General features: G+C 64.1%; 22 protein-coding genes. 11 read left to right on the top strand and 11 right to left on the bottom strand.

From position 1 onward, the window contains the following. The first annotated feature begins 6 nt into the window (after positions 1-6). Complete coding sequence (locus EL2594_RS02985) at positions 7-843, top strand: hypothetical protein (RefSeq protein WP_011413573.1); 837 nt, start codon at positions 7-9, stop codon at positions 841-843. Here EL2594_RS02985 and EL2594_RS15285 read toward each other — a convergent pair. Next, positions 823-1,020: a hypothetical protein gene (locus tag EL2594_RS15285; RefSeq protein WP_155805949.1), complete on the bottom strand. Its 198-nt coding sequence runs from the start codon at positions 1,018-1,020 to the stop codon at positions 823-825. The genes EL2594_RS02985 and EL2594_RS15285 overlap by 21 nt on opposite strands. Positions 1,021-1,219: 199 nt before the next feature. Beyond that, complete coding sequence (locus EL2594_RS02980) at positions 1,220-2,956, bottom strand: DEAD/DEAH box helicase (protein WP_011413571.1); 1,737 nt, start codon at positions 2,954-2,956, stop codon at positions 1,220-1,222. Between the two features lie 339 nt (positions 2,957-3,295). Here EL2594_RS02980 and EL2594_RS02975 point away from each other — a divergent pair, with 339 nt between their 5' ends. Both EL2594_RS02975 and EL2594_RS02970 read left to right on the top strand, forming a co-directional pair. Beyond that, positions 3,296-3,733, top strand: a complete 438-nt coding sequence (locus EL2594_RS02975) for an FKBP-type peptidyl-prolyl cis-trans isomerase (RefSeq protein WP_041685019.1) — start codon at positions 3,296-3,298, stop codon at positions 3,731-3,733. Positions 3,734-3,825: 92 nt separating this feature from the next. Then, positions 3,826-4,266 (top strand): hypothetical protein, encoded by a 441-nt coding sequence (locus EL2594_RS02970; RefSeq protein WP_041685017.1) that lies wholly within the window; start codon positions 3,826-3,828, stop codon positions 4,264-4,266. Between the two features lie 196 nt (positions 4,267-4,462). On the opposite strand, the gene EL2594_RS02965 is transcribed toward EL2594_RS02970, so the two are convergent. Both EL2594_RS02965 and EL2594_RS02960 read right to left on the bottom strand, forming a co-directional pair. Next, positions 4,463-4,891, bottom strand: a complete 429-nt coding sequence (locus EL2594_RS02965; RefSeq protein WP_155805947.1) for a hypothetical protein — start codon at positions 4,889-4,891, stop codon at positions 4,463-4,465. Positions 4,892-4,930: 39 nt separating this feature from the next. Then, a complete protein-coding gene (locus tag EL2594_RS02960) occupies positions 4,931-5,521 on the bottom strand; it encodes a flavin-binding protein (protein WP_155805945.1) in 591 nt (196 codons plus the stop codon). 184 nt (positions 5,522-5,705) lie between these two features. Between EL2594_RS02960 and EL2594_RS15050 the strand changes: the two genes are divergently transcribed. Next, positions 5,706-6,734, top strand: a complete 1,029-nt coding sequence (locus EL2594_RS15050; RefSeq protein ID WP_081432341.1) for an RcnB family protein — start codon at positions 5,706-5,708, stop codon at positions 6,732-6,734. A gap of 126 nt (positions 6,735-6,860) precedes the next feature. Continuing rightward, complete coding sequence (locus EL2594_RS02950; protein WP_011413565.1) at positions 6,861-7,529, top strand: prolyl hydroxylase family protein; 669 nt, start codon at positions 6,861-6,863, stop codon at positions 7,527-7,529. 15 nt (positions 7,530-7,544) lie between these two features. Here EL2594_RS02950 and EL2594_RS02945 read toward each other — a convergent pair whose 3' ends face one another. From EL2594_RS02945 to EL2594_RS14835, 3 genes are all read right to left on the bottom strand, one after another. Next, positions 7,545-8,651, bottom strand: a complete 1,107-nt coding sequence (locus EL2594_RS02945) for a PAS domain-containing protein (protein WP_049762423.1) — start codon at positions 8,649-8,651, stop codon at positions 7,545-7,547. Positions 8,652-8,672: 21 nt separating this feature from the next. Further along, positions 8,673-10,313: a lysine--tRNA ligase gene (locus tag EL2594_RS02940; protein WP_011413563.1), complete on the bottom strand. Its 1,641-nt coding sequence runs from the start codon at positions 10,311-10,313 to the stop codon at positions 8,673-8,675. A 187-nt stretch (positions 10,314-10,500) separates the two neighbouring features. After that, positions 10,501-11,148, bottom strand: a complete 648-nt coding sequence (locus EL2594_RS14835; RefSeq protein ID WP_011413562.1) for a hypothetical protein — start codon at positions 11,146-11,148, stop codon at positions 10,501-10,503. 316 nt (positions 11,149-11,464) lie between these two features. Between EL2594_RS14835 and EL2594_RS02930 the strand changes: the two genes are divergently transcribed. Both EL2594_RS02930 and EL2594_RS02925 read left to right on the top strand, forming a co-directional pair. Continuing rightward, on the top strand, positions 11,465-12,241 hold the full coding sequence (locus tag EL2594_RS02930) for a sulfite exporter TauE/SafE family protein (RefSeq protein ID WP_011413561.1): 777 nt from the start codon (positions 11,465-11,467) through the stop codon (positions 12,239-12,241). A 45-nt stretch (positions 12,242-12,286) separates the two neighbouring features. Continuing rightward, positions 12,287-13,087, top strand: coding sequence for a lipid II flippase Amj family protein (locus tag EL2594_RS02925; protein ID WP_011413560.1), 801 nt, complete (start codon positions 12,287-12,289; stop codon positions 13,085-13,087). A gap of 170 nt (positions 13,088-13,257) precedes the next feature. Here EL2594_RS02925 and EL2594_RS02920 read toward each other — a convergent pair whose 3' ends face one another. Next, the gene (locus EL2594_RS02920; protein ID WP_011413559.1) at positions 13,258-13,629 is read right to left on the bottom strand and encodes a VOC family protein; all 372 of its coding nucleotides are present in this window, start codon (positions 13,627-13,629) and stop codon (positions 13,258-13,260) included. A gap of 143 nt (positions 13,630-13,772) precedes the next feature. Between EL2594_RS02920 and soxR the strand changes: the two genes are divergently transcribed. From soxR to EL2594_RS02905, 3 genes are all read left to right on the top strand, one after another. Continuing rightward, positions 13,773-14,216, top strand: a complete 444-nt coding sequence (gene soxR / locus EL2594_RS02915) for a redox-sensitive transcriptional activator SoxR (RefSeq protein ID WP_011413558.1) — start codon at positions 13,773-13,775, stop codon at positions 14,214-14,216. A gap of 145 nt (positions 14,217-14,361) precedes the next feature. Then, on the top strand, positions 14,362-14,910 hold the full coding sequence (locus EL2594_RS02910; RefSeq protein ID WP_011413557.1) for a DUF4402 domain-containing protein: 549 nt from the start codon (positions 14,362-14,364) through the stop codon (positions 14,908-14,910). A 136-nt stretch (positions 14,911-15,046) separates the two neighbouring features. Beyond that, positions 15,047-15,559 (top strand): DUF4402 domain-containing protein, encoded by a 513-nt coding sequence (locus EL2594_RS02905; protein WP_011413556.1) that lies wholly within the window; start codon positions 15,047-15,049, stop codon positions 15,557-15,559. Positions 15,560-15,566: 7 nt separating this feature from the next. On the opposite strand, the gene EL2594_RS02900 is transcribed toward EL2594_RS02905, so the two are convergent. From EL2594_RS02900 to ubiA, 3 genes are all read right to left on the bottom strand, one after another. Beyond that, entirely contained in the window at positions 15,567-16,094 is a 528-nt protein-coding gene (locus EL2594_RS02900; RefSeq protein ID WP_011413555.1) for a SixA phosphatase family protein, read from the bottom strand. A 10-nt stretch (positions 16,095-16,104) separates the two neighbouring features. Then, positions 16,105-18,855: an ATP-dependent DNA helicase gene (locus EL2594_RS02895; RefSeq protein ID WP_011413554.1), complete on the bottom strand. Its 2,751-nt coding sequence runs from the start codon at positions 18,853-18,855 to the stop codon at positions 16,105-16,107. Between the two features lie 148 nt (positions 18,856-19,003). Next, positions 19,004-19,924 carry a 4-hydroxybenzoate octaprenyltransferase gene (gene ubiA, locus EL2594_RS02890; RefSeq protein WP_011413553.1) on the bottom strand — a complete coding sequence of 307 codons (921 nt, stop codon included), beginning with the start codon at positions 19,922-19,924 and terminating at the stop codon, positions 19,004-19,006. Between the two features lie 113 nt (positions 19,925-20,037). Between ubiA and EL2594_RS02885 the strand changes: the two genes are divergently transcribed. Beyond that, positions 20,038-20,868 (top strand): 16S rRNA (uracil(1498)-N(3))-methyltransferase, encoded by an 831-nt coding sequence (locus tag EL2594_RS02885; RefSeq protein WP_011413552.1) that lies wholly within the window; start codon positions 20,038-20,040, stop codon positions 20,866-20,868. Positions 20,869-20,901 lie beyond the last annotated feature (33 nt).

The raw sequence follows: 20,901 nt of genomic DNA, 5'->3' as shown, positions 1-20,901 counted from the left end.
AGACAAATGGCAAAGAAAACTGGCTACAGAGACAGCGTAGTATCTTTCGTCGATGTGCTTGGCTTTCGCTCGCTTCTTCTCGAAAAATCAGATCCAAATGAGATTTCCGACATTATTAGAAAAGTCAGAGGCAACTTGCACCCCGATGAGGATGATCGGCGGCTAACTCGGGGAGGCGACAGGAAATTTAGCAAGCCCTATGGTTTCTCGCTATCGGACGCAGTCGTTCGCATAAGACCTTACGACACAGTTTTTCGAGACGGGGCTCTCTTTTACGAGATTCTGGACTTGATGTACGCGCAAGCCGCCATGGTTTGGGAAGGCATCATGTTGCGCGGCGCAGTAACAGTCGGAAAGGCGTACTCCCACAAGACTAATGACATGGCTTTTGGCCCGGCAGTCGTTGAGGCATACGAGTGGGAATCGACTAGAGCTGTGTATCCCCGAATTGTTGTAACTGATCATGCGATTGACGAGTACCATGCGGACCCTCGCCTAAAGGGTGACAGCGAAATTTCCGAAACACTCAAGCTTCTTAAACGTGGCGATGATGGATTATACTTCATCGACTATTTGGGAGGAATGCAGGGTGAGTTCGACGAGTTTGAATCTTATTTGGAGCTGCTGCGGAGACACAAGGCATTAATCGACCGAGGTCTTAGTGCAGCCGCTAATGGTACAGCTGTGCGACAAAAATATCGTTGGTCGGCAATCTACCATAATCGCCAAGTTACAGAACATGCTGAGGCCGTCTCAGATCCGGAACGCGCGGCTATGTTCTATAGCCAGACCGGCTTTGATGGACCTGATTACTTCAACAGTTTAAGGATCAAAGAAGGTTAAAAGTTGCCACCATCCTTCGATCACACCCTCTCCGAATGGCTCGAAACCGAACGGCTGGTCTCTCCCACCTCCCCCGGCGATATCGCTGACACCGCCCGCGTCCGTGCGCTGCTGATCGCGGCGGCGCGGGAGGAGCGGGCGATGAGCTATTCCGAGATGCTGGGCCTGCTCGGCCATCGCTTTACCCGGCACAAGGTGCGGGCGCTGTGCAAGACGCTGGATGCCATCGACGAGACCGGCCGCGCCAACGGCGAGCGGCTCGGCTACAAGGGCGCATGGAAAGGGGCAGAAGCCAAGCGGCTCGTCGAACAAGGTAGGGTAAGGCATTTCCCTATCGGCGGGTGTGAGAGCGACGGGGCCGCCCCACTCCTGACCGTCACCCCCGTTTGCGCGGCGGTGACGATGGTTTGCGTTTGCCGCCCTTCCCGCCCGGTCCCTTGCGGAAGGGCTTGGCCCTTGCCGCCGGACCACCGTGTTTCCGGTTCTGGCGCGCTTCCATCCGCGGGCCTTCGGCAGATTCCTCAATCACGATCGCGTCCTGCTCGTCGTCGCCGGAGGCCGTGCGGCTGACCGCGTCGGCGAATCTGGGGGCAACGGCGCGCGGAATCTGGAACCAGCTCTCGTGCTGACCGATGCGGATCGCACCGATTTCGTTGCGGGTAATGTGCCCGCGGCGACAGATCAGCGGCAGCAGCCAGCGTGGCTCGGCATTCTGGCGGCGCCCGATGCCCATCCGGAACCACACGGTATCTTCGAAGCCCGGACGATGCTTTTCGGCTTTGCTCTTGGCCCGCGCTTCGGGCGTGTTGGCGAGCAATTCCTCTGGCTGCGGCAGTTTTGCACGATGGGCCTGGACCAGCGCCGCGGCGATATCCTCCGGTGCCATCCGGTCCATCACCTTGCTCGCCAGCGCCCGGTCGTCTTCGTCATATTCGGTCGGCGTGGTCAGCTTTTCCATCAGCCGGGCTTGATCCTGCTGGCGAATGTCCTTGGCCGACGGTGCATCCATCCACTGCGCCGCAATCTTCGCGCCGCGCAGCATGCTCTCGACCCGCTTGCGGCGATTGTACGGCACGATGATGGCAGCAGTGCCCTTCTTGCCCGCCCGCCCGGTGCGGCCCGAACGATGCTGTAGCGTTTCGGCGTCGCGCGGGATCTCCACATGGATCACTAGGCTGAGCGTGGGCAGGTCGAGGCCACGTGCGGCCACGTCGGTGGCGACGCATACGCGCGCGCGCCGGTCGCGCAGAGCCTGCAACGCCTGGTTCCGCTCCGACTGGGAATGTTCGCCCGACAGGGCCACCACGCCGAACCCGCGATTTTGCAGGGTAGCGTGCAGCCGCCGCACGCTATCGCGGGTCGCGCAGAAGCAGATCGCGGTTTCGGCCTCGTGGAAGCGCAGCAGGTTCACGACCGCGTTTTCGATCTCGGACGGGGCGACACTGATCGCCTGGTAAGCGATGTCGCCATGGCCGCGGTTCTCGCCTGCAAGAGAGAGCCGGAGCGCATCGGTCTGGTACCGCTGCGCCAGCCGCACGATCTGCTGCGGCAGCGTGGCGGAGAACAGCAAGGTCCGGCGCCCGTCAGGCGCGGCGTCGAGGATTTCCTCCAGGTCGTCGCGGAAGCCCATGTCGAGCATCTCGTCTGCTTCGTCGAGCACGACGCCGACCAACCCCGACAGGTCGAGCGCGCCACGCTCGAGGTGATCGCGCAGCCGGCCGGGCGTGCCGACGACGATGGCAGGTCCGCTGCGAAGCGCGCGCCGTTCCTTGCTCGCGTCCATCCCGCCGACGCATGTGGCGATGCGTAGGCCCGCCTTGGCGTAAAGCCATCCAAGCTCCCGGCTGACCTGCAGCGCGAGTTCACGGGTGGGCGCCACGACAAGCGCCAGCGGCTTTTCGGCCAGCGGCGTTCCGCCGATCTCCGCCAGAAGTTCGTCCGCCAAAGCGAGCCCGAATGCGACCGTCTTGCCGGACCCGGTCTGGGCCGACACGATCAGGTCCCGCCCCTTGGCATCAGGTGCGGTGACCGCCGCCTGGACCGGGGTGGGAGCCGAGTAGCCGCGCTCGGCCAGGGATTCGCCGAGGACCGGCGGCAGATTTTCGAAAGACATGCAAACTCGCAAATGGGCATTGCCGCGCCGAATATCGACGGGGAGAGGCAGGAGGATCAAGAGATCGGGCGCTGGGTGCGCAATCAGGGCGAACGGGCGGTTGCTCCGAAAACGCCGCAGCGGCGGGCCATAGCGTAATATCGAACCGAAGGCTTGCGTTTATTTCATGGCTGGCCCGAAACAGGGGCCGGGATCGGCCTTTCCCCGCCCCATTTGACTCACCGCGTCCCCATCCCCACATCGCGACCGAAGCGCTCGACACGCGGGCGCATTTCCTGACGGCGCATGGGGCTTTTTGCCTGGTCTGCGCCGCGCACACGAACTTCCAAGAGGTTTTGCATGACTACTCCCAATAACGGTGACACCGTGACGATCGACTATGTCCTCAAGCGGGGCGATGGCGAGATCGTCGGTGATACCGCACAGACCGGCCCGCAGGACGTCCAGCTCGGCAGCGGCCAGATCTTCCCGCAGATCGAAAGCGCGCTGACCGGCATGGAAGTCGGCGACGAAAAGTCGGTCGACATTGCCTGCGAAGATGCCTTCGGCCAGCGCCAGGAGCAGCTGGTGATCGACATCCCGCGCGCCAACCTGCCGCCCGAGCCTGCACCGCAGCCCGGCATGCAGCTGAACGCGCAGACGCCCGAAGGACAGCCGATGGTACTGACCATCCTCGAAGTGGGCGACGAAGCGGTGAAGGCCGATGGCAACCACCCGCTTGCGGGCGAAGACGTGACGTTCGATGTCACCCTGCGCGATATCAAGCAGGCCGCCTGACACCGGATTTCGGCGGGAGGGGCGGCACCGGATGCCGCCTCTCCCCGCCCCTCGAACTCGCGGCAGGCGGCGTTGCGTGATACATGGATCGAATGCCGCGCACCCCATCACGGCTGGACCGGTCCGTCTCCGATTGGCTCGAGGCGGAGGGCATCGTTGCGCCATCCTCCCCCGGCAATATCGCCGATACCGCCCGCGTCCGTGCATTGTTGATCGCGGCCGCGCGCGAGGAGAGGGTGGTGAGCTATTCCGAAATGCTCGGCCTGCTGGGCCATCGCTTCACGCGCCCCAAGATGCGCGCCTTGTGCGCGACGCTTGACGCCATCGATGAGACGGCCCGCGCCCATTGCGAGCCCGGCCTCGCCGTGCTGGTCGTGCGCGAGAGCGACGGCCTGCCCGGACAGGGCTGGTGGACCGGCAATGCCGGACGACACGAGCATAACGGCCCTTGGAAAGGCGCGGAGGCCAAAAGGCTGGTGGAGTGGATACAGGCCGAGGTCTTCGCCTACTGGCGACAGCGCCCCAGCCCCTGACCGCTGGCTGTCCTACATTGCAGCGGGCCGCTAACCGGGATCCGATGCCTTGCACCCGATCGTCGCGAAACCCGGTAGCGCATGAATTACGCCGAATGGAAGTCACACGTCCTCCACCGCGAGCGTCCCTAATCTCCTGCAATCGCGGGCTCCCTGCCGAAGATCGGTTGACCTTAAACAGCGAGGTTCGATCAATTTAGCCCACCTTCCCGATCACCGCGTTGGCAGTGTCATCGACCTTCTTCGTGACAGTCGAGGCGGTCGTGTTCGACCGGTTGTACACGTTCATCAGGTTCTGGATGTCGAAATTTCCCAGTTTCTCCCCGTCATCCGCGCTGCGCAGCGAGTCCTCCAACAGCCTCAGAGCCACGGCATTGCGGAAATTGGCCTCGGCGTAGGCCCGGCTGTCGATCCTGCGCGCCCGATAGGCGGCATCGAGTTCCGCCCTCGCCTGTAACAGCGCGTCGCGATCGGCGTTCGGTCGCGGGCGCTGCATCTCGATCACCCGCTCGCTCGGCGTCCGGCGGACTCTCTGTTCGAGGCGGGTGCGCGGCAGTTCGGCGGTCTGCGCAGGCGCCAACTGTATCGCGACGGCCGCGGGAATGACCATAAGCTCTATCAACATGGTATCTCTCCTCCGCCAGCAAGGATACCACTTCCGGGTCTAGGGCGCGACCCAGCGCGCAGTGGCGCCATCGAGCGGGCCTTGGAATTGCGCCCTCATATGACCCGTGTGCGCGAGAAAGAGCCAGTCGAATTGCTCGACCTTCACCAGCAAAACCGCGAAATTCTCCCGCGCAGGCAGGATCTGGTCATCCTCCGGCTGGACGCCTTCCAACTCCGGCGGCAAGCCACTGGTCGCCGCCTCGCTCGGCGCTCCCGGCCCATCGCCCAGATAACAGCGCCGGGCGAAATTGGTGCTCGAAGCCCAGGCCGCATCGGCAATCTCGCTGTCCTGCTCGATCCGGCCTTCGCCGCGGCAGCGGATCTGGATCTTCGCCCCCTTGTCGTAGAACAAAACGCCGACCGGCGCGCCATCGCCGATCACTCGCGACTTCGGCGCGCGGATGTCGGTGTGGAAACGCAAGCTCTGCGTTTCCCGGTCATAAGCGCGCAGCACCATGATACGAATGTCGGCATCGGCGGTCGCAACCGCCGGCGTGTGCATCGGGCTCCTGCGATCTTTCACCGCCCGGTTCAGCCGTGTCGCGATATCGAGCCGGACGTCTTCCAGCGATTTCGGGGGTTCAAGCATGGCGCCTGCCTTGGGCGTCATGGCGTCGGCTCGTCAAGCGCAGGTTCATTCAGCTTTCTCTAGACAAACATTAACACAAACCGAAGCGACCGGTTCAGTTTCCGGTCACTTGGCCGCCCCTACTTCTCGGCTCATCGTTCGAGCCGCAAGGGTGGGCAGCGCGGCAACAGGAAGGGAAACGATCATGACGATCAAGCAACTACTCGAGGCGAGCGGGCTGTCCGCGCTTGCTGCGGTGCTTGCCTTCACTGCCGCCCCTGCGCAGGCAGAAGCGAGTGCCGACACCCAGCGCGCCGAGCGCGATCGCGATGCGCGCCAGCAGGCGCGCCAGAACCGCGGCCAACGCCGTGAAGCCCGCCGTGCCAATCGCGGTCAGCGCCAGCAGGCGCGGCAAGAGCGTCGGCAAGCCCAGCGCCCAGCCGCCGCACCGGTACGTCAGCAACGCCAGGTTCGGCAGAACGTTCGCCAGGAACGTCGCGGCAACCGCCAGGATTTCCGCGAAGAACGCCGGCAGGTGCAGCGTCAGGTCGCTCGCGAGAACCGCCGTGAGCAGTTCCGTCGCGGAGGCGGCGAAGGACGCCGGATGGGCGTGAACCGCAACTACACCCAGCGTATCGATCGCGAGGATCGTCGCCTCATCCAGCAGCGCGAACAGCGCCGCGCCGAGCGCCGTGGCAACCGTGCCGACAACCGCTGGGATCGCCGCGCCGACCGTCGCGACAACCGTGCCGACCGCCGCGCGGATCGTCGTGACAATCGCTGGGATCGGCGCGCGGACCGCCGCGATGCCTATCGTGAAGGTCGCCGCGATGCCCGTCGCGACTGGCGCCGCAACAATCGCTCGGACCGCTATGTCGGCAACCGTTACGACCGGCGTGGTGACTATCGCCGGGGCGATTACCGCCGGTGGAACCGCAAGTGGCGCGACAACCGTCGCTACAACTGGCGGCATTACCGCAACAATTATCGCAACCACTACCGGCTGGGCCGCTATTATGCGCCCTATCGCAACTACCGCTACAACAGGCTGAATATCGGGTTCTTCCTGGATACCGTCTTCTTCGGCAGCCGCTACTGGATCAACGATCCGTGGAGCTACCGCCTGCCGGAAGTCTACGGCCCCTATCGCTGGGTCCGCTATTACGACGACGTGCTGCTGGTGAATACCTACACCGGGCAGGTGGTCGACGTGATCTACGACTTCTTCTGGTAATTCGCGTCACGCGACAGCTTGCGCCGGGAACGATGGGGGTCTGCCCCGGCGCCGCGAAACCCTCGCCCCGGTCTCCTGCCCGGGCGAGGGTTTCCTAGTTCCTGCGCTCGCGCTATTCGGTATTCCATGACCACCACTACGACAGTCCCTGACAAGGATGCCCTCGCCCGCGTCGGCAAGATGGTGCGCAAGCGGCTCGAGGCCGATCCCAAGGCCTACAAGGTGCCGACCGACAAGGCCGAGATCTTTGCCATCGGCGAGTTCCTGACGGCGAGCGAATGCAAGAAGCTGATGATGATGATCGACATCGTCGCGCAGCCCAGCACGCTCTACGAAGGCACGTACAAGGACGGCTTCCGCACTTCCTACTCCGGCAATTTCGACGGACGCGACCCGTTCATCCAGGCGATCAGTCGCCGGATCGACGATGCGCTGGGCCTGCCGACGAAGCTCGGCGAGACGATGCAGGGCCAGCGCTACATGACCGGGCAGCAATTCAAGCCGCATCACGATTTCTTCTACCCTACCGAGGACTACTGGAAGGCCGAGCGCAAGCGCGGCGGGCAGCGCAGCTGGACGGCGATGCTGTTCCTGAACAAGGTCGAAAAGGGCGGCGCGACCAATTTCACCAATGTCGGGATCAATATCGAGCCCAAGCCGGGCGTGCTCCTGTGCTGGAACAACGCAACGCCCGAGGGCATCCCGAACGAAGACACCCTGCATGCCGGAACACCGGTGGAGCAAGGTGTAAAATACGTCATAACCCGCTGGTATCGCACGAGAAAGTGGGGCTGACCGCCTCCCGCCGGATCACTCCGGTTGATGCACGGGCAGTGTGATCTTCGCCTGAAGACCCGCGGCCGCAAAGTCGCGCTCGATGGAGCCGGTGAGGCTGGCGATCATGCCGTCGATCAGCATCGTGCCGTTGCCCTTCACGGGCTCGGACTGCTCCTGAGAAACCGTCGGCCCGCCCTGTTCCTGCCAGACCAGCGTGACATCGCCGTCCTCGCGGCTCCATGAAATCTCGACGCGACCGGCATCGACGCTCAGCGCGCCGTATTTGACGGCATTGGTCGCCAGTTCGTGCAGGGCGAGGCCGAGGGCGGTGACGCTGCGCGGCCCCAGCTCGATTTTCGGACCGGAAGTGGTCACCCGCTCGGCGAAGCGGTTGCGATAGGGTTTCATGACGCCGGTGACGAGATCGTCGATCGCGACCGCTTCCTGGTCCGGCTCGTCCATGATGGTCATGCGGTGGGCGGAGGCGAGCGCGCTGACCCTCTCGGAAAGTTTATCGGCGAATTCCGATACGTCGCGCTCGCGGCGCGAGGTCAGGCCGATGATGGCGTTGAGGACGGCGAAGATATTGCCGGTGCGATGACGCAGCTCGGCGGCAATCCGGCGCTGCGTTTCGGCTTTGCGGCGCTCCGCGACGATATCGGTAATGTCCCATTGCGAGCCGTAGAAATACTGCAACGTGCCGTCCTCGCCGTAGATCGGGCCGACATGAACCGCATTCCAGAACGGGATACCATCCTTCCTGTAGTTGAGCAGGTCGACGACGGTATAGCGCTCTGCCGCAATCCCTTCGCGCAGTTTCCGGACCTGTTCGGGATCGGTGTCCGCGCCCTGTAGAAAGCGGCAATTCCTGCCGACGATCTCCTCGCGCGCATAGCCGGTCAGATCGAGGAACGCCTGGTTGACATAGACCACCGGGCAATCGGGTTGGTGAGGGTCCGAAATGCAGATCGCCAGGCGCGTCTGCTGCGTGGTTTCCAGGAACAGGCGCGTCGGGTCCACACGCAGATCGCGCGGATCGATGATCGCCCGCAGGTCCAGTCTGCTCGTATCGAACTCGCGCCCTGCTTGAGCCGAGATTTCACCCTTGAGCGGCAAATCCCGCCCGTCACCGTCCGTCACGTTCGATCCTTCGACGTTATGTCAGTCGCTACGCGCGAGCGCTTCCCCCACGATTCGCCGCGTATTCGTCATACCATACAGCTTTATGAAACTGCCCATACGTGGACCTTGGTCGGTTCCGAGCAGTGTCTGATACAGCGCCTTGAACCAGTCGCGCAAGCTCTCGAAGCCGTATTCCTCTTTCTTTCCAATCTCGTAGACCTGCGTCTGCAAGTCTTCCGCACTCATCGCCGGATCGGCTTCGGCGAGGAAAGTATCGAGTTCGTGCAAGGCCGCGGCTTCGTTGGGCGCCGGCGCGCGCTTGTTGAGGGTCGGCACGATGTAGTCGCGCGTATAGGCGACCGCGCAGGCGATCAGCGCATCGAGTTCCGGCCCGCGCTCGGCACCATCGAGATAGGTGTCGAGATAGTCGGCGAGGTTCTGCTCGGTCGCTTCGGCCCCCAGCACGCTCGCGAGATTGAGCAGCAGGCCATAGGTCACCGGCAGGCTGTCCCCCGCCCCCGGCGCTTCTGCCACCCTGTCCCCCTCCGGCCAATCGCCGTTGACGCGCAGCAGGTTCCACGCCGGATTGCCGAGCTGCTTTTCGAGTTCCTGCTCCGGGATCCGCTCGCGGAATTGCCAGTAATCGTCGACCGCGCGCGGAATCACGCCGACATGCAATTGCTTGGCGCTCTTGGGATTGGGGAAGATGTAAAAGCCCAGGCTCTCTTCGGTGCCATAGGTCAGCCATTCCTCGATCGTCAGGCCGTTGCCTTTGGACTTGGAGATTTTCTCGCCTTTCTCGTCGAGGAACAGCTCATAGATCAGCCCTTCCGGCTTGCGCCCGCCGAGCACCTTAACGATGCGGCCCGACTGCACGCCGCTGTCGGTCAGGTCCTTGCCGTACATCTCGTAATCGACGCCGAGCGCGTACCAGCGCATCGCCCAGTCGACTTTCCATTGCAGCTTGGCCATGCCGCCGAGCGCCGACTGCTCGACCACTGTTCCGTCCTCGTCGGTGAAGCGTACGATCCCTGTCTCGGCATCGACGACTTCGACCGGCACCTGCAGCACGCGGCCCGTTTCCGGGCTGATCGGGAGAACCGGCGAATAGGTTGCCGCCCGCTCGGCGCGCAATGTCGGCAGCATGATGTCGAGAATGTCCTGGTTCTTGCGCAGGACCTGCTTCAGCGCTTCGTCGAACTGCCCCGAATTGTACATGTCGGACGAGGCGACGAAATCGTAGTCGAAGCAGAAGCGGTCGAGGAATTCGCGCAGCTTCGCATTGTTGTGCGCGGCGTAGCTGTCGTGCTCGTTGCTGAACGGGCTCGGGATGCGGCTAAGCGGCTTGTGCAGGTTCGCCTCCAGCACATCCTTGCGGTCGATATTGTCGGGCACCTTGCGCAGGCCGTCCATGTCATCGCTGAAGGCGACCAGGCGCGTCTTGCCGTCTTCGGGCCGCGCGCCGATGATCGCTTCATAGGCCCGCCGCACCAGCGTGGTGCGCAGCACCTCCTGGAAGGTGCCGATATGCGGCAGACCGCTGGGGCCATAGCCCGTTTCGAAGAGCACCGGTTCGCCACCGGGTTTACCGTCCGGATAGCGCTTGAGCAGCCGCTGCGCCTCCTGGAAGGGCCAGGCTTTGGAGACGCGGGCGGCGTTCATCAGGTCTTGCATGCTCATGGGCCGCCTTTGCGTGAGCCTTGCAAGTGTTGCAAGTGCGAAACGGCGGTGGCGGTGCCCGGCCGGGTGACACAGGTTACACCCTGTCACCCTGTTGGATTATTACCAAACACCTGAATTCCTTTCCGAAACCCCATGTGGTTTACAGGTGACACATCGCTTTTCGCTTTCTCCCTCGAGGCGCGCGTCAGGGCTCCCCTCCGCTTCCGAATTCTTCTTCGTAATCGACCACTTCGAGGAGAAATTCGTTCTCCTCCTCGCCCTCGCGCGGTGCCCGCTCGCGCTTCGCCGCATATTCCTCGTCGAGCCCATCGCGCCAGCGCTCGGGCCCCTCTTCCACCCTTGCGATCAGTTCGCCAAGATCGTCACCGTCATAGGCAAAGGCCGGTTCGCGGCTCGAAGGCGGCGAGCGCCGCAGCCTGTCCTTGAGGGCAAGCAACCCCAGCATCAGGCGCGTGTCGTGGCGACGCGACGTATGGATCAACTCGCCTTGGTGAAAATGCGGCACCTCGGTGCCTTCCATGGCGAGCTGCAGCGCCTTTTCCGCCAGCGCATCGAAGCGGGTGCGGAAGGCCGCCTGCCACGCCAAGTCGAATGGCTGGCCCTGCAACCGCGCGCGCACGCGATAGGCCGACTGGCGGCTCATCCCGACCGCACGCGCGGCGGCCGAGACATTATGCGTCGCCGCCAGTTCACGCAGGAACACCGCCTGCCGCCGCGGCGTCCACCCCTTGGCATGCGCGGGCGTCAATTCCAGCGACGAGAGGTTGGGAGAAGCGTCCCCGGCGGTGTCACCGGCAGGGTCGAACGAATGGGGATCGGGATGTTTGCTCATCCGGGAGGATAAGGCAGATTATCGCCGTGTAGGAAAGTTTTGCGGTAAAATGAACGCGAGGCGTCGGCGATCAGGTGCGGAGCCCCCGGTTGAGCTAGAGACTCACTTGAAACGGGTTATGGGAGCACAGCCCGCAAATCCGCAGTGCGCGTGCCGTCTTCGTTGCCGGTTTCAGAACCATCGTCCATAGCCGTCGCTTGCAAAGCGAATTGTATTGTGCGGCGCACCATCGCCGTCTAAATGCCGCTCATCCGGTTGGTTCCGGCTGACATAGACACGCTTTCGGGCGTTTCGTGTCCTTCATAGGTTTACGTCTATGTTCGATGCGATTGCGCCGCTAGCGGCAGACTTGCTCCCCTTTATTCTCGTTGGGTTCGCTGCGCAGATCATCGATGGTGCGCTCGGCATGGCATTCGGGGTCATCACTCAGACCATGTTGGTCAGCGCTTTGGGTGTCCCACCAGCAACTGCTTCGGCGAGCGTCCATCTCGTGGAGGTGTTCACGACCGGCACTTCCGGCGCGAGCCATTTGTGGCGAAAGAACATCAACTGGCCGCTTTTCTGGCGCCTTGTTCCTGCTGGCGTCATCGCTGGCGTGCTGGGTGCGTATGTCCTGTCCAACGTGGATGCTTCGGCAGCGAAGCCGGTGGTCATGCTCTACCTCGCTGCGATCGGTGTCTTCCTTTTCTACAAGGCGATCTTTTTCGGGCGCTGGCCGCGATTTCAGGATCCGCGTTTCACCAGACCGCTCGCATTTATCGGTGGGTTTCTCGACAGCGCCGGCGGCGGTGGTTGGGGCCCTGTCGTGACCTCGAACCTGCTGGTGCAGGGCGGTGATCCTCGCACGACGATCGGCACTGTCAATTCGGCTGAATTCCTTTTGACCCTGGCCGTATCGATAACCTTTCTGGCTACGCTGGGCGTTTCGGCATTCAGCCACGCCGTCATCGGTCTGATCATAGGTGGCGTCGCAGCAGCGCCGATCGGGGCAATTCTGACAAGCCGGATCAATGCAAGGTTGCTACTTTTCATGGTCGCAACGGTGTTGACGGCTACCAGTCTTTTCACTGTCGCCAGATCATGGATCCTTTGACCGGATTGTGACTGCCCTTTTGGAAGACATCACTATGGGGCATTTATGGATACCAATCTGACTGCGGTGCTATGCCTCGCTTTCGTTATCAATCTTATTGGCGCACTAGCCTACGCGGCACGCATTGCTGGCGTACGAACCGGGCGGATCGCGATGAGCTTCGCCTTGTTCAATGTGCTGCTCCTTGTATCGAGGTTATCGAACGGCTTCTTGGCGCCCTTGGTCGCCAAGCGCGTCGAGAACAGTCTCACCGGCCGGATTGCAACGAACCTTGAATCAGACTTCAGGCTGATCCTCTTGTCGGCATTCATCGGCGTACTGGCGGGGCTTGTCATGGTCCCCACGGCACAACGTGTATTCGTGCGTGCCATCGAGGCGGTGCAGCCGAGGCAATCATTGGCAAAGACACTTTTGAGAGGAGTTTCGCCGGGTGGTTTGCGCATTCTGCGAACTTCGCTCTCCATGCCGGCTCGAGCATCTGTCGGAAAGGAAAAACCGCGAGAGCTAACGTGGGGCATCCTGGCGGCCAATGGCGTGGCGCAAGCCTTGCTCGTGGTCGGCGTATTTGCCGCGATCTACGCGGGCTACCTCAATCCCGAATACCGGGTGACGGCTTCGCAACTGTCGGCCGTCGTCAACGGATTTGCGACCATCTTGTTATTTCTTTTCATCGACCCGCACCTTTCGGTTCTCACCGATGATGTTGTCGATGGCAAGCAATCGGAACCGAGCTTCCGCCGCGCAGTAGCTTGGATCTCGCTTAGTCGCCTCGGTGGGACACTGCTCGCGCAAGCCCTTTTCTTGCCCGCTGCGATTGCAATCGTTTGGGTCGCAGACTTGATTTGATCGCACCCGTTAAACGGTGCTTGCGCGGGGGGGGTATAGCCGCGCATCGGATACCCTTTGTGGGTTCACCGAATGCTCATGAACCGACGACGGCATGCGCTGAGTGATAGTTGTCTTCGTAATCGCTTCTCGGGTCGAAGACGGACATGTGCACGCTCGTGCTTTGTCCGCTACCGGTAACTCACCACCTCGAACTCGATCCCGTCCCAGTCGAAGAAATAGAACCGCCGCCCCGGGTCATAATCGTCGTGGCCGAAGGGTTCGAGGCCGGCATCGGCGACCACTTTCTCCGCCCCGTCGAGATCGTCGACCACTACAGCCAGGTGATTGAGCGGCTGGCCCTTCGCATAGCGCTCGGCCACTGCGCCTGAGGTGTAGAAGGCGATGTAATGCGCATCGTCGCCGACATGGATCGTATTGCCGCCGAATTGCGATTTGCCGCGCCAGCGTTCGTGCCAGCCGCACAGGTCCTGCATCAATTGCGAGGACCGGTCGGGATCGCTGACGGTGACATTGGCGTGTTCGAGAGTTCCTGTGGGCATTGTCGTTCTCCTGTCCGGATGTGCCTTTCGTTTGCGGCAGGACCGGATCGCAACCGACCCGCGCTCCTGCCATGCAACGCCCACAGTGATGCAACCTCAAGCTGACTTGAGGTCAAGCCCGATTTTCCCTATCGGTCTGATCGATGAAAGCGAACGATCTTCTGCCCATCGGCGAACTTGCGCGGCGGACCGGCCTCTCGGTATCCGCGATCCGCTATTACGAGGACAAGGGCCTGGTCGAAGCGCTGCGTACCGGCGGCAACCAGCGCCGCTTCCTGCGCGGCGACATCCGGCGACTAAGTTTTATCCTGATCGCCCAGCGGCTGGGCTTGTCGCTGGCCGAGATCGAAGACCAGCTCGCGCGCCTGCCGCAGGGTCGCAATCCGACCGCGCGCGACTGGAAGCGGATCAGCACCGCCATCCGCGGCCAGCTCGATGCGCGCATTGCGGAACTGGAGCGGGCCCGCGACCGGCTCGACGGGTGCATCGGCTGCGGCTGCCTGAGCCTGAAGCACTGCGCGCTCTACAATCCGGACGATGCGCTGGCCGCCGAGGGCGCGGGGCCGCGCCACGTGCTCGATCCTTAACTACGCGCAATCCGCAGGTTTTCCTTACCAATTCCCTGCAACCGGGCGCTTTTCTCGGCAAATAGGATGAAAACGACAGGCGTTTCGCCCGTTTTAACCAAAGCTCGTCACCACTCTTGCAGCACTAGTCGCGCAAAGAAGCGCCGTGAAAAACCGCATCGCATCCCTTTTGCGCCGCAGCGCACTGGTCCTGATCCTCGCCATGGGTTTTGCCATGCCGGCGCAGGCCAACAGCGACGATGCGCTCGGCAGCGCCAATGTGACGATTGCGTCGCCGCTGCAGATCACCAACACGCAGGGCCTCGATTTCGGGCAGCTCATCCCGACAGGCGGCGGTGTTGCGGTCGCGACCATCAATGCGCGCAACGGGGCCCGCAGCGCCAATGCCAACATGACGCTGCACGGCGCGCAGGGTGATCGCGCGACCTTTACCGTAGTCGGCGAACCGCTCAGCACCTTCCAGGTCCTGGTCGCAGGGCCGGTGATCTTCCTGAGCGGCCCGGGCCTGACCATGACGGTCGACCGGCTCCGCGTCAGCGCCAATGGCGGGCCGCAACAATTGTTCGCCAGCAGCTTTGTCGTCCCCCTCAGCGGTACGATGGAACTGGGCGTGGGCGGCCGCCTCACCGCTTCTCCGACACAGGCGCGCGGCGTCTATTCCGGCAATTTCACGGTTATCGCCGTTCACAACTGACGCTGCATCGATTTGGGGGCGCGCCCCTTTTAAAAGGTCAACGCGGCGTTAACCACGATTACTCACCGAAAAAGCAAATGATCTGCGGCATAGCGCCCGGATGCAATTACGCACACCATCCTTTCCGAGCAGCGGCATGGGGCTCGTCCTGGCGACCGCGATGTCGGCCGCGCCCGCGCTTGCCCAAGATGCCAGCACGCAAGGAAGCGCGAGCGTCGCTATCGCCGAACCGTTGAGCATCACCAAGGTTCGCGATCTCGACTTCGGGCAGATCATCCCCAATGGCACAGGCATCGCCCGCGTGCGTATCAACTCCAGCAACGGCAATCGAAGCGCTAATGCCAATGCGACCCTGATCGGCACGCGCGGCGACCGGGCGACCTTCACGGTCGTCGGCGAGCCGCGCACGCAGGTGAACCTGTCGGTCGCTGGCCCCGTCATTTCTCTGAGCGGTCCGGGAGCGACCATCACCGTCGATCGACTGCGCGCCAGCCGCAACAATGGCGGCCAGCGCAGCCTGCCGCGCACCTTCCGCATCCCGCGCAGCGGCAGCATGACCATTGGCTTCGGCGGGCGGCTCAATGCCGCTCCCGACCAGGCACCGGGGATTTACTCAGGCGATTTCGAGCTGACGGTCGTCTACCAATAGCTGGCGGCTAGTGCTCCGGCCCCAGCTCCGCATCGAGATCGCGTGGGCGGGTGAAAAGCGTGAGCGTGCCGTCTTCGCCGCCTAGCTCTTTCCAGCTTTCGATATCGAGTTCGATCACCGCATAGGCCGCGGTCGGGAACTTGACACTCGCTTCGTCGAACAGCGCGTTCTCATTGCTCGGCGCGATCAGCTTGAGCAGCATTTCCTGCATGCCGGGATTATGCGCGACGATCAGGACGCTGTCGGCATCCCCGGCCTTTTCCTGGACGACGTCGATCATCGTCTCCGCGCTGGAGAGATAGAGCCGCTGGTCGAACTGCGGCGAGACGCCAAGCTCGGCCGATTCGAGCGTGCGCTTCACCCGTTCGGCGGGGCTCGCGAGCACCACGTCCCAAGACTGCTCGCCCTCGCGGATATGCGCGCCCATCAGCGCCGCCCCGCGCCGCCCGCGCGCGTTGAGCCCGCGGTCGAAATCGCGCTTGGACATATCGTCCCAGTCCGACTTGGCGTGGCGCAGCAGGCCCAAGGTTTTCATAGGCGCGTTTTCATATATCCGGCGTTTCCTCTCGCGGCAGTGTGCCTGCGACTTCCTTAGCCCTATCGGCGTTTGGCGGCCCCGCCGCAACCCGTTCCAGCGCTCCATCGAGCGTCAGCCGCGTGACCGGCGTGCCGGGCGGGAAGGCACTGAGCAAGCGGCTCGGGAAAGCGGAGGACAGGACGATGAAATGTCCGGCGTCCTCGCGGCTGCGGATCAACCGCCCGAATGCCTGCGCCAGCCGCGCGCGGATCAGGCGGTCGTCATAGGCCCCGCCGCCATTGGCTGCACGGCGGGCGCGGTGGAGGATCGTGGGGCGCGGCCATGGCACCGCTTCCAGCACCACGCAGCGCAGTGATTCCCCCGGCACATCGACCCCGTCGCGCAACGCATCGGTGCCGAGCAGGCTGGCCTTGCGATCGTCGCGGAAAATGTCGGTCAGCGTGCCCGTATCGATCGGATCGACGTGCTGCGCATAGAGCGGCAGCCCGGCGCGCGCGAGCCGGTCGGCGATGCGGCCATAGACCGCGCGCAATCGCTTGATCGCGGTGAACAGTCCGAGCACGCCGCCCCCCGCCGCCTCGACGATACGCGCGTAGCCGCCCGCCAGTGCTGCGAGATCGCCACGCTTGATATCGGTGACGATCAGCACTTCGGCGCGGCTGGCATAATCGAACGGGCTTTGCGCGCTGCTGGTCTTGGGTTGCAGTTCGATATGCGGCGCGCCGCTGGCGGCGATGGCACCCTGCCAGTCCTCCCCCGTCTCGCCGCGATCGGTCAGCGTCGCGCTGGTCAGCATGACACCATGCGCAGGCTCCAGCACGACATGCGCAAAGGGTTTCATCGGATCGAGCCAGTGGCGATGAATGCCGATATCGAATTCGCGCGCTTCGTTGCGGTCGACCGCAAACCAGTCGACGAAATCCGGGTCAGCCGGGCCGCCCAGCCGCGCGAGCAGCGATTCCCACGCCGCCAGCAAATCGATCCGCCAGCGCAGCGAATGCCGCGCGCCTTCTATCCGCGCCCGGCCCTGCCCGTCGAGCCAGTCGGGCGCGTCCTCCAGCACTGCCTCCAGCCGCCCGCCGAGCGTCATCAGCGGGCTGCGAATGGCGGCGAGCGCGACCTGCGCATCCTGCGCCGCTTCGATCAATGGCCCCGGCAGCGAGGCGACTTCGGTTTCGATCCCGTAGCCCGCGTCCTGCGCCCCGCTCTCGTCGCGGGCATAGGTGAGCGCGCGGACCTGCCCCAGCAGCGCTTCGACCGGGCCGAAGGGCGTGCCTTCGACGAGCCGCGCGATCCAGCCGTCGGACGGCAGGTTCTGCGCCGCCTCGACCGCAGCCTCGACCGCTTCGCCGCCCGCGTCATCGTAACTGGCCACGTCCGCCAACCGCGCGGCGAGACCTCGTCTCCGTCCGCGATTGCCTTTTTCCGGGCCGATGATCCAGCGCCGTAGCTCGATCGCCTCCTGCCCGGTCAGCGCGGCGGCGAAGGTGCTGTCGGCGGCATCGAAGACATGGTGGCCTTCGTCGAACAGGATGCGCGTCGGCGGCTGGCCGTGGTGGCGACCGCGGGCGGCGTTGATCATCACCAGCGCGTGATTGGCGATGACCAGATCGGCCTGCGCGCTGGCCCGCGTCGCGCGCTCGATGAAGCATTTGCGGTAATGCGGGCAGCCAGCATAGATGCATTCGCCGCGCTGGTCGGTCAGCGCCGTGATCCCGCGCTTGCGGAACAGCGTGCCGAGCCAGCCGGGCAGGTCCCCGCCGATCATGTCGCCATCGGCGCTGTAAGCGGCCCAGCGCGCGACAAGCTGCGCCAGCACCGCCGGGCGACCTGCGAAGCCGCCCTGCAGCGCGTCTTCCAGGTTCAGCAGGCAGAGATAGTTCTCGCGCCCCTTGCGCACGACGACCGGGCGCGAACCGTCTGCGCGGCGCGAAGGCCAGGCGCGGCGGCTCTCGCCCCGCAGTTGCCGCTGCAGATTCTTGGTATAGGTGCTGACCCAGACGGTGCCCTGCGCCTTGTCCGCCCACAGCGAAGCAGGCGCGAGATAGCCCAGCGTCTTGCCGATCCCGGTGCCCGCCTGCGCGAGCAGGACATGCGGCTGCTTGCGCTTCTCCCTTGGGGCGAACACGCCGCCGACATCTTTTGCATAGGCGCGCTGGCCGTCGCGCTTTTCCGCGCCTTCGCCGGTGAGTCGTGCGAGCTGAGCCTCGACTTCGGCTTCGGCCAGATTGACCTGTGCGGGCTGCGGGCGCTCGGGCACCTCCTCCCATTCGGGCAGGCGGCTGAACAGCCATTTTTCCGCGCGCTCCGGCTTGGCCACGTGCGGCGCGAGCACCCCCGCCCACGGCCAGCGCAATCGGGCGAGCGATTGCAGCACGCTCCACGCGCCTTCGCGCTCGGCCCATTCGGAACTTTCGCAGGTTTCCAGCAGCTTGCCCGCCGCTCTTTGCAGCAATTCGGGGACGGCATCGTCGCCCGCTGGTTCCTCGAGGTCGAGCGCATGGGCCAGCCCCTTGGGCGTCGGCACGCAGAATTTGGCCGGATGGACGAAGGCGAAAAGCTCGAGCAGGTCGAGCCCCGACAGGTCGGGATAGCCCAGCCGCGTCGCCACCAAAGGCGCGTTGAGCATGAGCACCGGCGTGTCCGCCGCTGCATTGATCGCCTCGCCCTTCGAGCAGGATTGCGTATCGCGATTGGCCTCGCGCAGCCACGTCCCGGCATGGCTCGCATGCAGCGCTGGAAGGGGGATAGCGGGCATCGCTCATCTCATCGCGTGAGGAGAACGAAAAGTAAACACTCGGCGAAGCGCGAGCCCCAGCGAAGGCTGGGGTCTCAGGCCACCTGGTCGGAAAGACAATGTGCTCAACCTGCCTGAGGTCCCAGCCTCCGCTGGGACTCACACAGTCTTACGCAGTCCCCACCACGAAACACGCCGCCGCCATCAGCGCACCGGCCCAGCGATTGGAGCGAAACCGCTCGAGCGGATTGACCGGATCATCGGCATCGAGCGTCGCCACCTGCCACGCCAGATGGGCCGCAACCGGCACCAGCGTCAGCAGCGCAATCCAGTCCGCCCGCAGCAGCCAGAAGCCGAGCGCCCACAGCGCCACGGTGCCGCCGTAGAATAGCGCCACGCCGGTCTTGACGCTGCTTCCCAGCCGCAGCGCGCTCGACTTGATGCCGACCATCGCATCGTCCTCGCGGTCCTGCAGCGCGTAGATCGTGTCGTAGCCGATCACCCACAGCGCCGCGCCCGCATAGAGCGCCGCCAGCGCGTCGAGATTGTCGGTGCGGAACTGCGTCCAGCCGACGAGCAGCCCCCAGGTGAAGACCATGCCCAGCCATGCCTGCGGCCACCAGGTAATGCGCTTCATGAACGGATAGGCGGCGACCAGCGCAAGGCTCGCCAGCGCCACCACCTGTGCCTCGAGCCGCAATTGCAGCAGCACCAACAGGCCGATTGCGCACAGGGCCAGCAGCCAGCCCCATGCCAATTTCTTCGAGACCCGCCCGCTCGCCACCGGACGACTGGCAGTGCGCGCGACTTTCCGGTCGAGATCGGCATCGACGATATCGTTATAGACGCACCCCGCGCCGCGCATGGCGATGCTCCCGAGCAGCAGCCAGCCGAGCATCGCAAGCTGCCACCCCGCGCCGGTCAGCCATACGCCCCACACGCACGGCCAGAACAGCAGCCACCAGCCGATCGGCCGGTCGAACCGCGCCAGCTGCGCGAGGTCGCGTGGCACTTGCGGCAAGCGCGCGACGAGGCCGCGATGTTCGGTGTCGGGGACGATGTTGGGCGCAATGTCGGACATTGTGCGCATCCCTACCCAACTCGTCATCCCAGCGAAAGCTGGGATCTTCCTCAGCACCGTCCGACCTCGCTGCACGAGATCCCAGCTTCCGCTGGGATGACGGATGTGGTTAAGCGCCCTCCATGCCCGCCACCCCAGCCTGGCCACCCCGCTCCGCTCCACGCCTGTTCGTGCCCGAACCCATCGCGGCGGGCACAGCTGTCACCGTCGACGGCAATGCCGCGCATTATCTCGGCAAGGTCATGCGGGTAAGCGCGGGCGACGCGGTGATCCTGTGCGACGACGCGACCGGGGAATGGGCCTGCAAGGTCACCGACGTCGAAAAACGCATTGTCACGCTGGAGCCGGTCGAAAAGCTGCGCGAGCGCGAGCAGGTGCCCGATTTCTGGCTCTGTCCTGCCCTGCTCAAGAAAGACCGCTTCGACCTGGTGCTGGAGAAAGCCACCGAGCTCGGTGTCCGCGCGATCCGCCCGGTCGTCACCCGCCGCTGCGTCGCCGACAAGCTCAATGCCGAACGCGCGCGCGCCATCGTCACCGAAGCGGCCGAGCAATGCGCGCGCACCGCGCTGCCCGAACTGGCCGAACCGGTGAAGCTGGATTCGCTCTTGCGCGACTGGCCGGAGGATCGTGCGCTGTTCTTCGCCGACGAACTGGGCGGAGCGCCGGCGGGCGAGGCATTTGTTACCTACAGCGAGTCCCTGCGAAGGCAGGGACCTCAGGCAGGTAAAGACCCACACCTCGACGACCAAGCGGCTCGAGGCCCCCGCCTTCGCGGGGGCGCCGCTCTGCTCATCGGACCCGAAGGCGGCTTCGACGATGCCGAGCGCAAGGCCATCCGCGCACACCCGCAGGCCCGCGCCATCACGCTCGGCCCGCGCATCCTGCGCGGCGAGACCGCGGCCATCGCCGCCACCGCGCTATGGATGGGCACCGTCGGTGACTGGGACGCCTGATTGCCCACCCCGTTGCAGCTAGGCTCACCTGTC

It is taken from the genome of Erythrobacter litoralis HTCC2594 (assembly GCF_000013005.1).
GTDB lineage: Bacteria > Pseudomonadota > Alphaproteobacteria > Sphingomonadales > Sphingomonadaceae > Parerythrobacter > Parerythrobacter litoralis_A.
Note: the sequence above shows the minus strand (reverse complement) of the source record. Positions and strands in the feature narration are given on the sequence as shown.

Coding starts and splice junctions, on each gene's coding strand:
- EL2594_RS02985 (WP_011413573.1), top strand. CDS start 7: ATGGCAAAGAAAACTGGCTACAGAGACAGCGTAGTATCTTTCGTCGAT.
- EL2594_RS15285 (WP_155805949.1), bottom strand. CDS start 1,020: ATGGCCGAGCAGGCCCAGCATCTCGGAATAGCTCATCGCCCGCTCCTC.
- EL2594_RS02980 (WP_011413571.1), bottom strand. CDS start 2,956: ATGTCTTTCGAAAATCTGCCGCCGGTCCTCGGCGAATCCCTGGCCGAG.
- EL2594_RS02975 (WP_041685019.1), top strand. CDS start 3,296: ATGACTACTCCCAATAACGGTGACACCGTGACGATCGACTATGTCCTC.
- EL2594_RS02970 (WP_041685017.1), top strand. CDS start 3,826: ATGCCGCGCACCCCATCACGGCTGGACCGGTCCGTCTCCGATTGGCTC.
- EL2594_RS02965 (WP_155805947.1), bottom strand. CDS start 4,891: ATGTTGATAGAGCTTATGGTCATTCCCGCGGCCGTCGCGATACAGTTG.
- EL2594_RS02960 (WP_155805945.1), bottom strand. CDS start 5,521: ATGCTTGAACCCCCGAAATCGCTGGAAGACGTCCGGCTCGATATCGCG.
- EL2594_RS15050 (WP_081432341.1), top strand. CDS start 5,706: ATGACGATCAAGCAACTACTCGAGGCGAGCGGGCTGTCCGCGCTTGCT.
- EL2594_RS02950 (WP_011413565.1), top strand. CDS start 6,861: ATGACCACCACTACGACAGTCCCTGACAAGGATGCCCTCGCCCGCGTC.
- EL2594_RS02940 (WP_011413563.1), bottom strand. CDS start 10,313: ATGAGCATGCAAGACCTGATGAACGCCGCCCGCGTCTCCAAAGCCTGG.
- EL2594_RS14835 (WP_011413562.1), bottom strand. CDS start 11,148: ATGAGCAAACATCCCGATCCCCATTCGTTCGACCCTGCCGGTGACACC.
- EL2594_RS02930 (WP_011413561.1), top strand. CDS start 11,465: ATGTTCGATGCGATTGCGCCGCTAGCGGCAGACTTGCTCCCCTTTATT.
- EL2594_RS02925 (WP_011413560.1), top strand. CDS start 12,287: ATGGATACCAATCTGACTGCGGTGCTATGCCTCGCTTTCGTTATCAAT.
- EL2594_RS02920 (WP_011413559.1), bottom strand. CDS start 13,629: ATGCCCACAGGAACTCTCGAACACGCCAATGTCACCGTCAGCGATCCC.
- soxR (WP_011413558.1), top strand. CDS start 13,773: ATGAAAGCGAACGATCTTCTGCCCATCGGCGAACTTGCGCGGCGGACC.
- EL2594_RS02905 (WP_011413556.1), top strand. CDS start 15,047: ATGGGGCTCGTCCTGGCGACCGCGATGTCGGCCGCGCCCGCGCTTGCC.
- EL2594_RS02900 (WP_011413555.1), bottom strand. CDS start 16,094: ATGAAAACCTTGGGCCTGCTGCGCCACGCCAAGTCGGACTGGGACGAT.
- EL2594_RS02895 (WP_011413554.1), bottom strand. CDS start 18,855: ATGCCCGCTATCCCCCTTCCAGCGCTGCATGCGAGCCATGCCGGGACG.
- ubiA (WP_011413553.1), bottom strand. CDS start 19,924: ATGCGCACAATGTCCGACATTGCGCCCAACATCGTCCCCGACACCGAA.
- EL2594_RS02885 (WP_011413552.1), top strand. CDS start 20,038: ATGCCCGCCACCCCAGCCTGGCCACCCCGCTCCGCTCCACGCCTGTTC.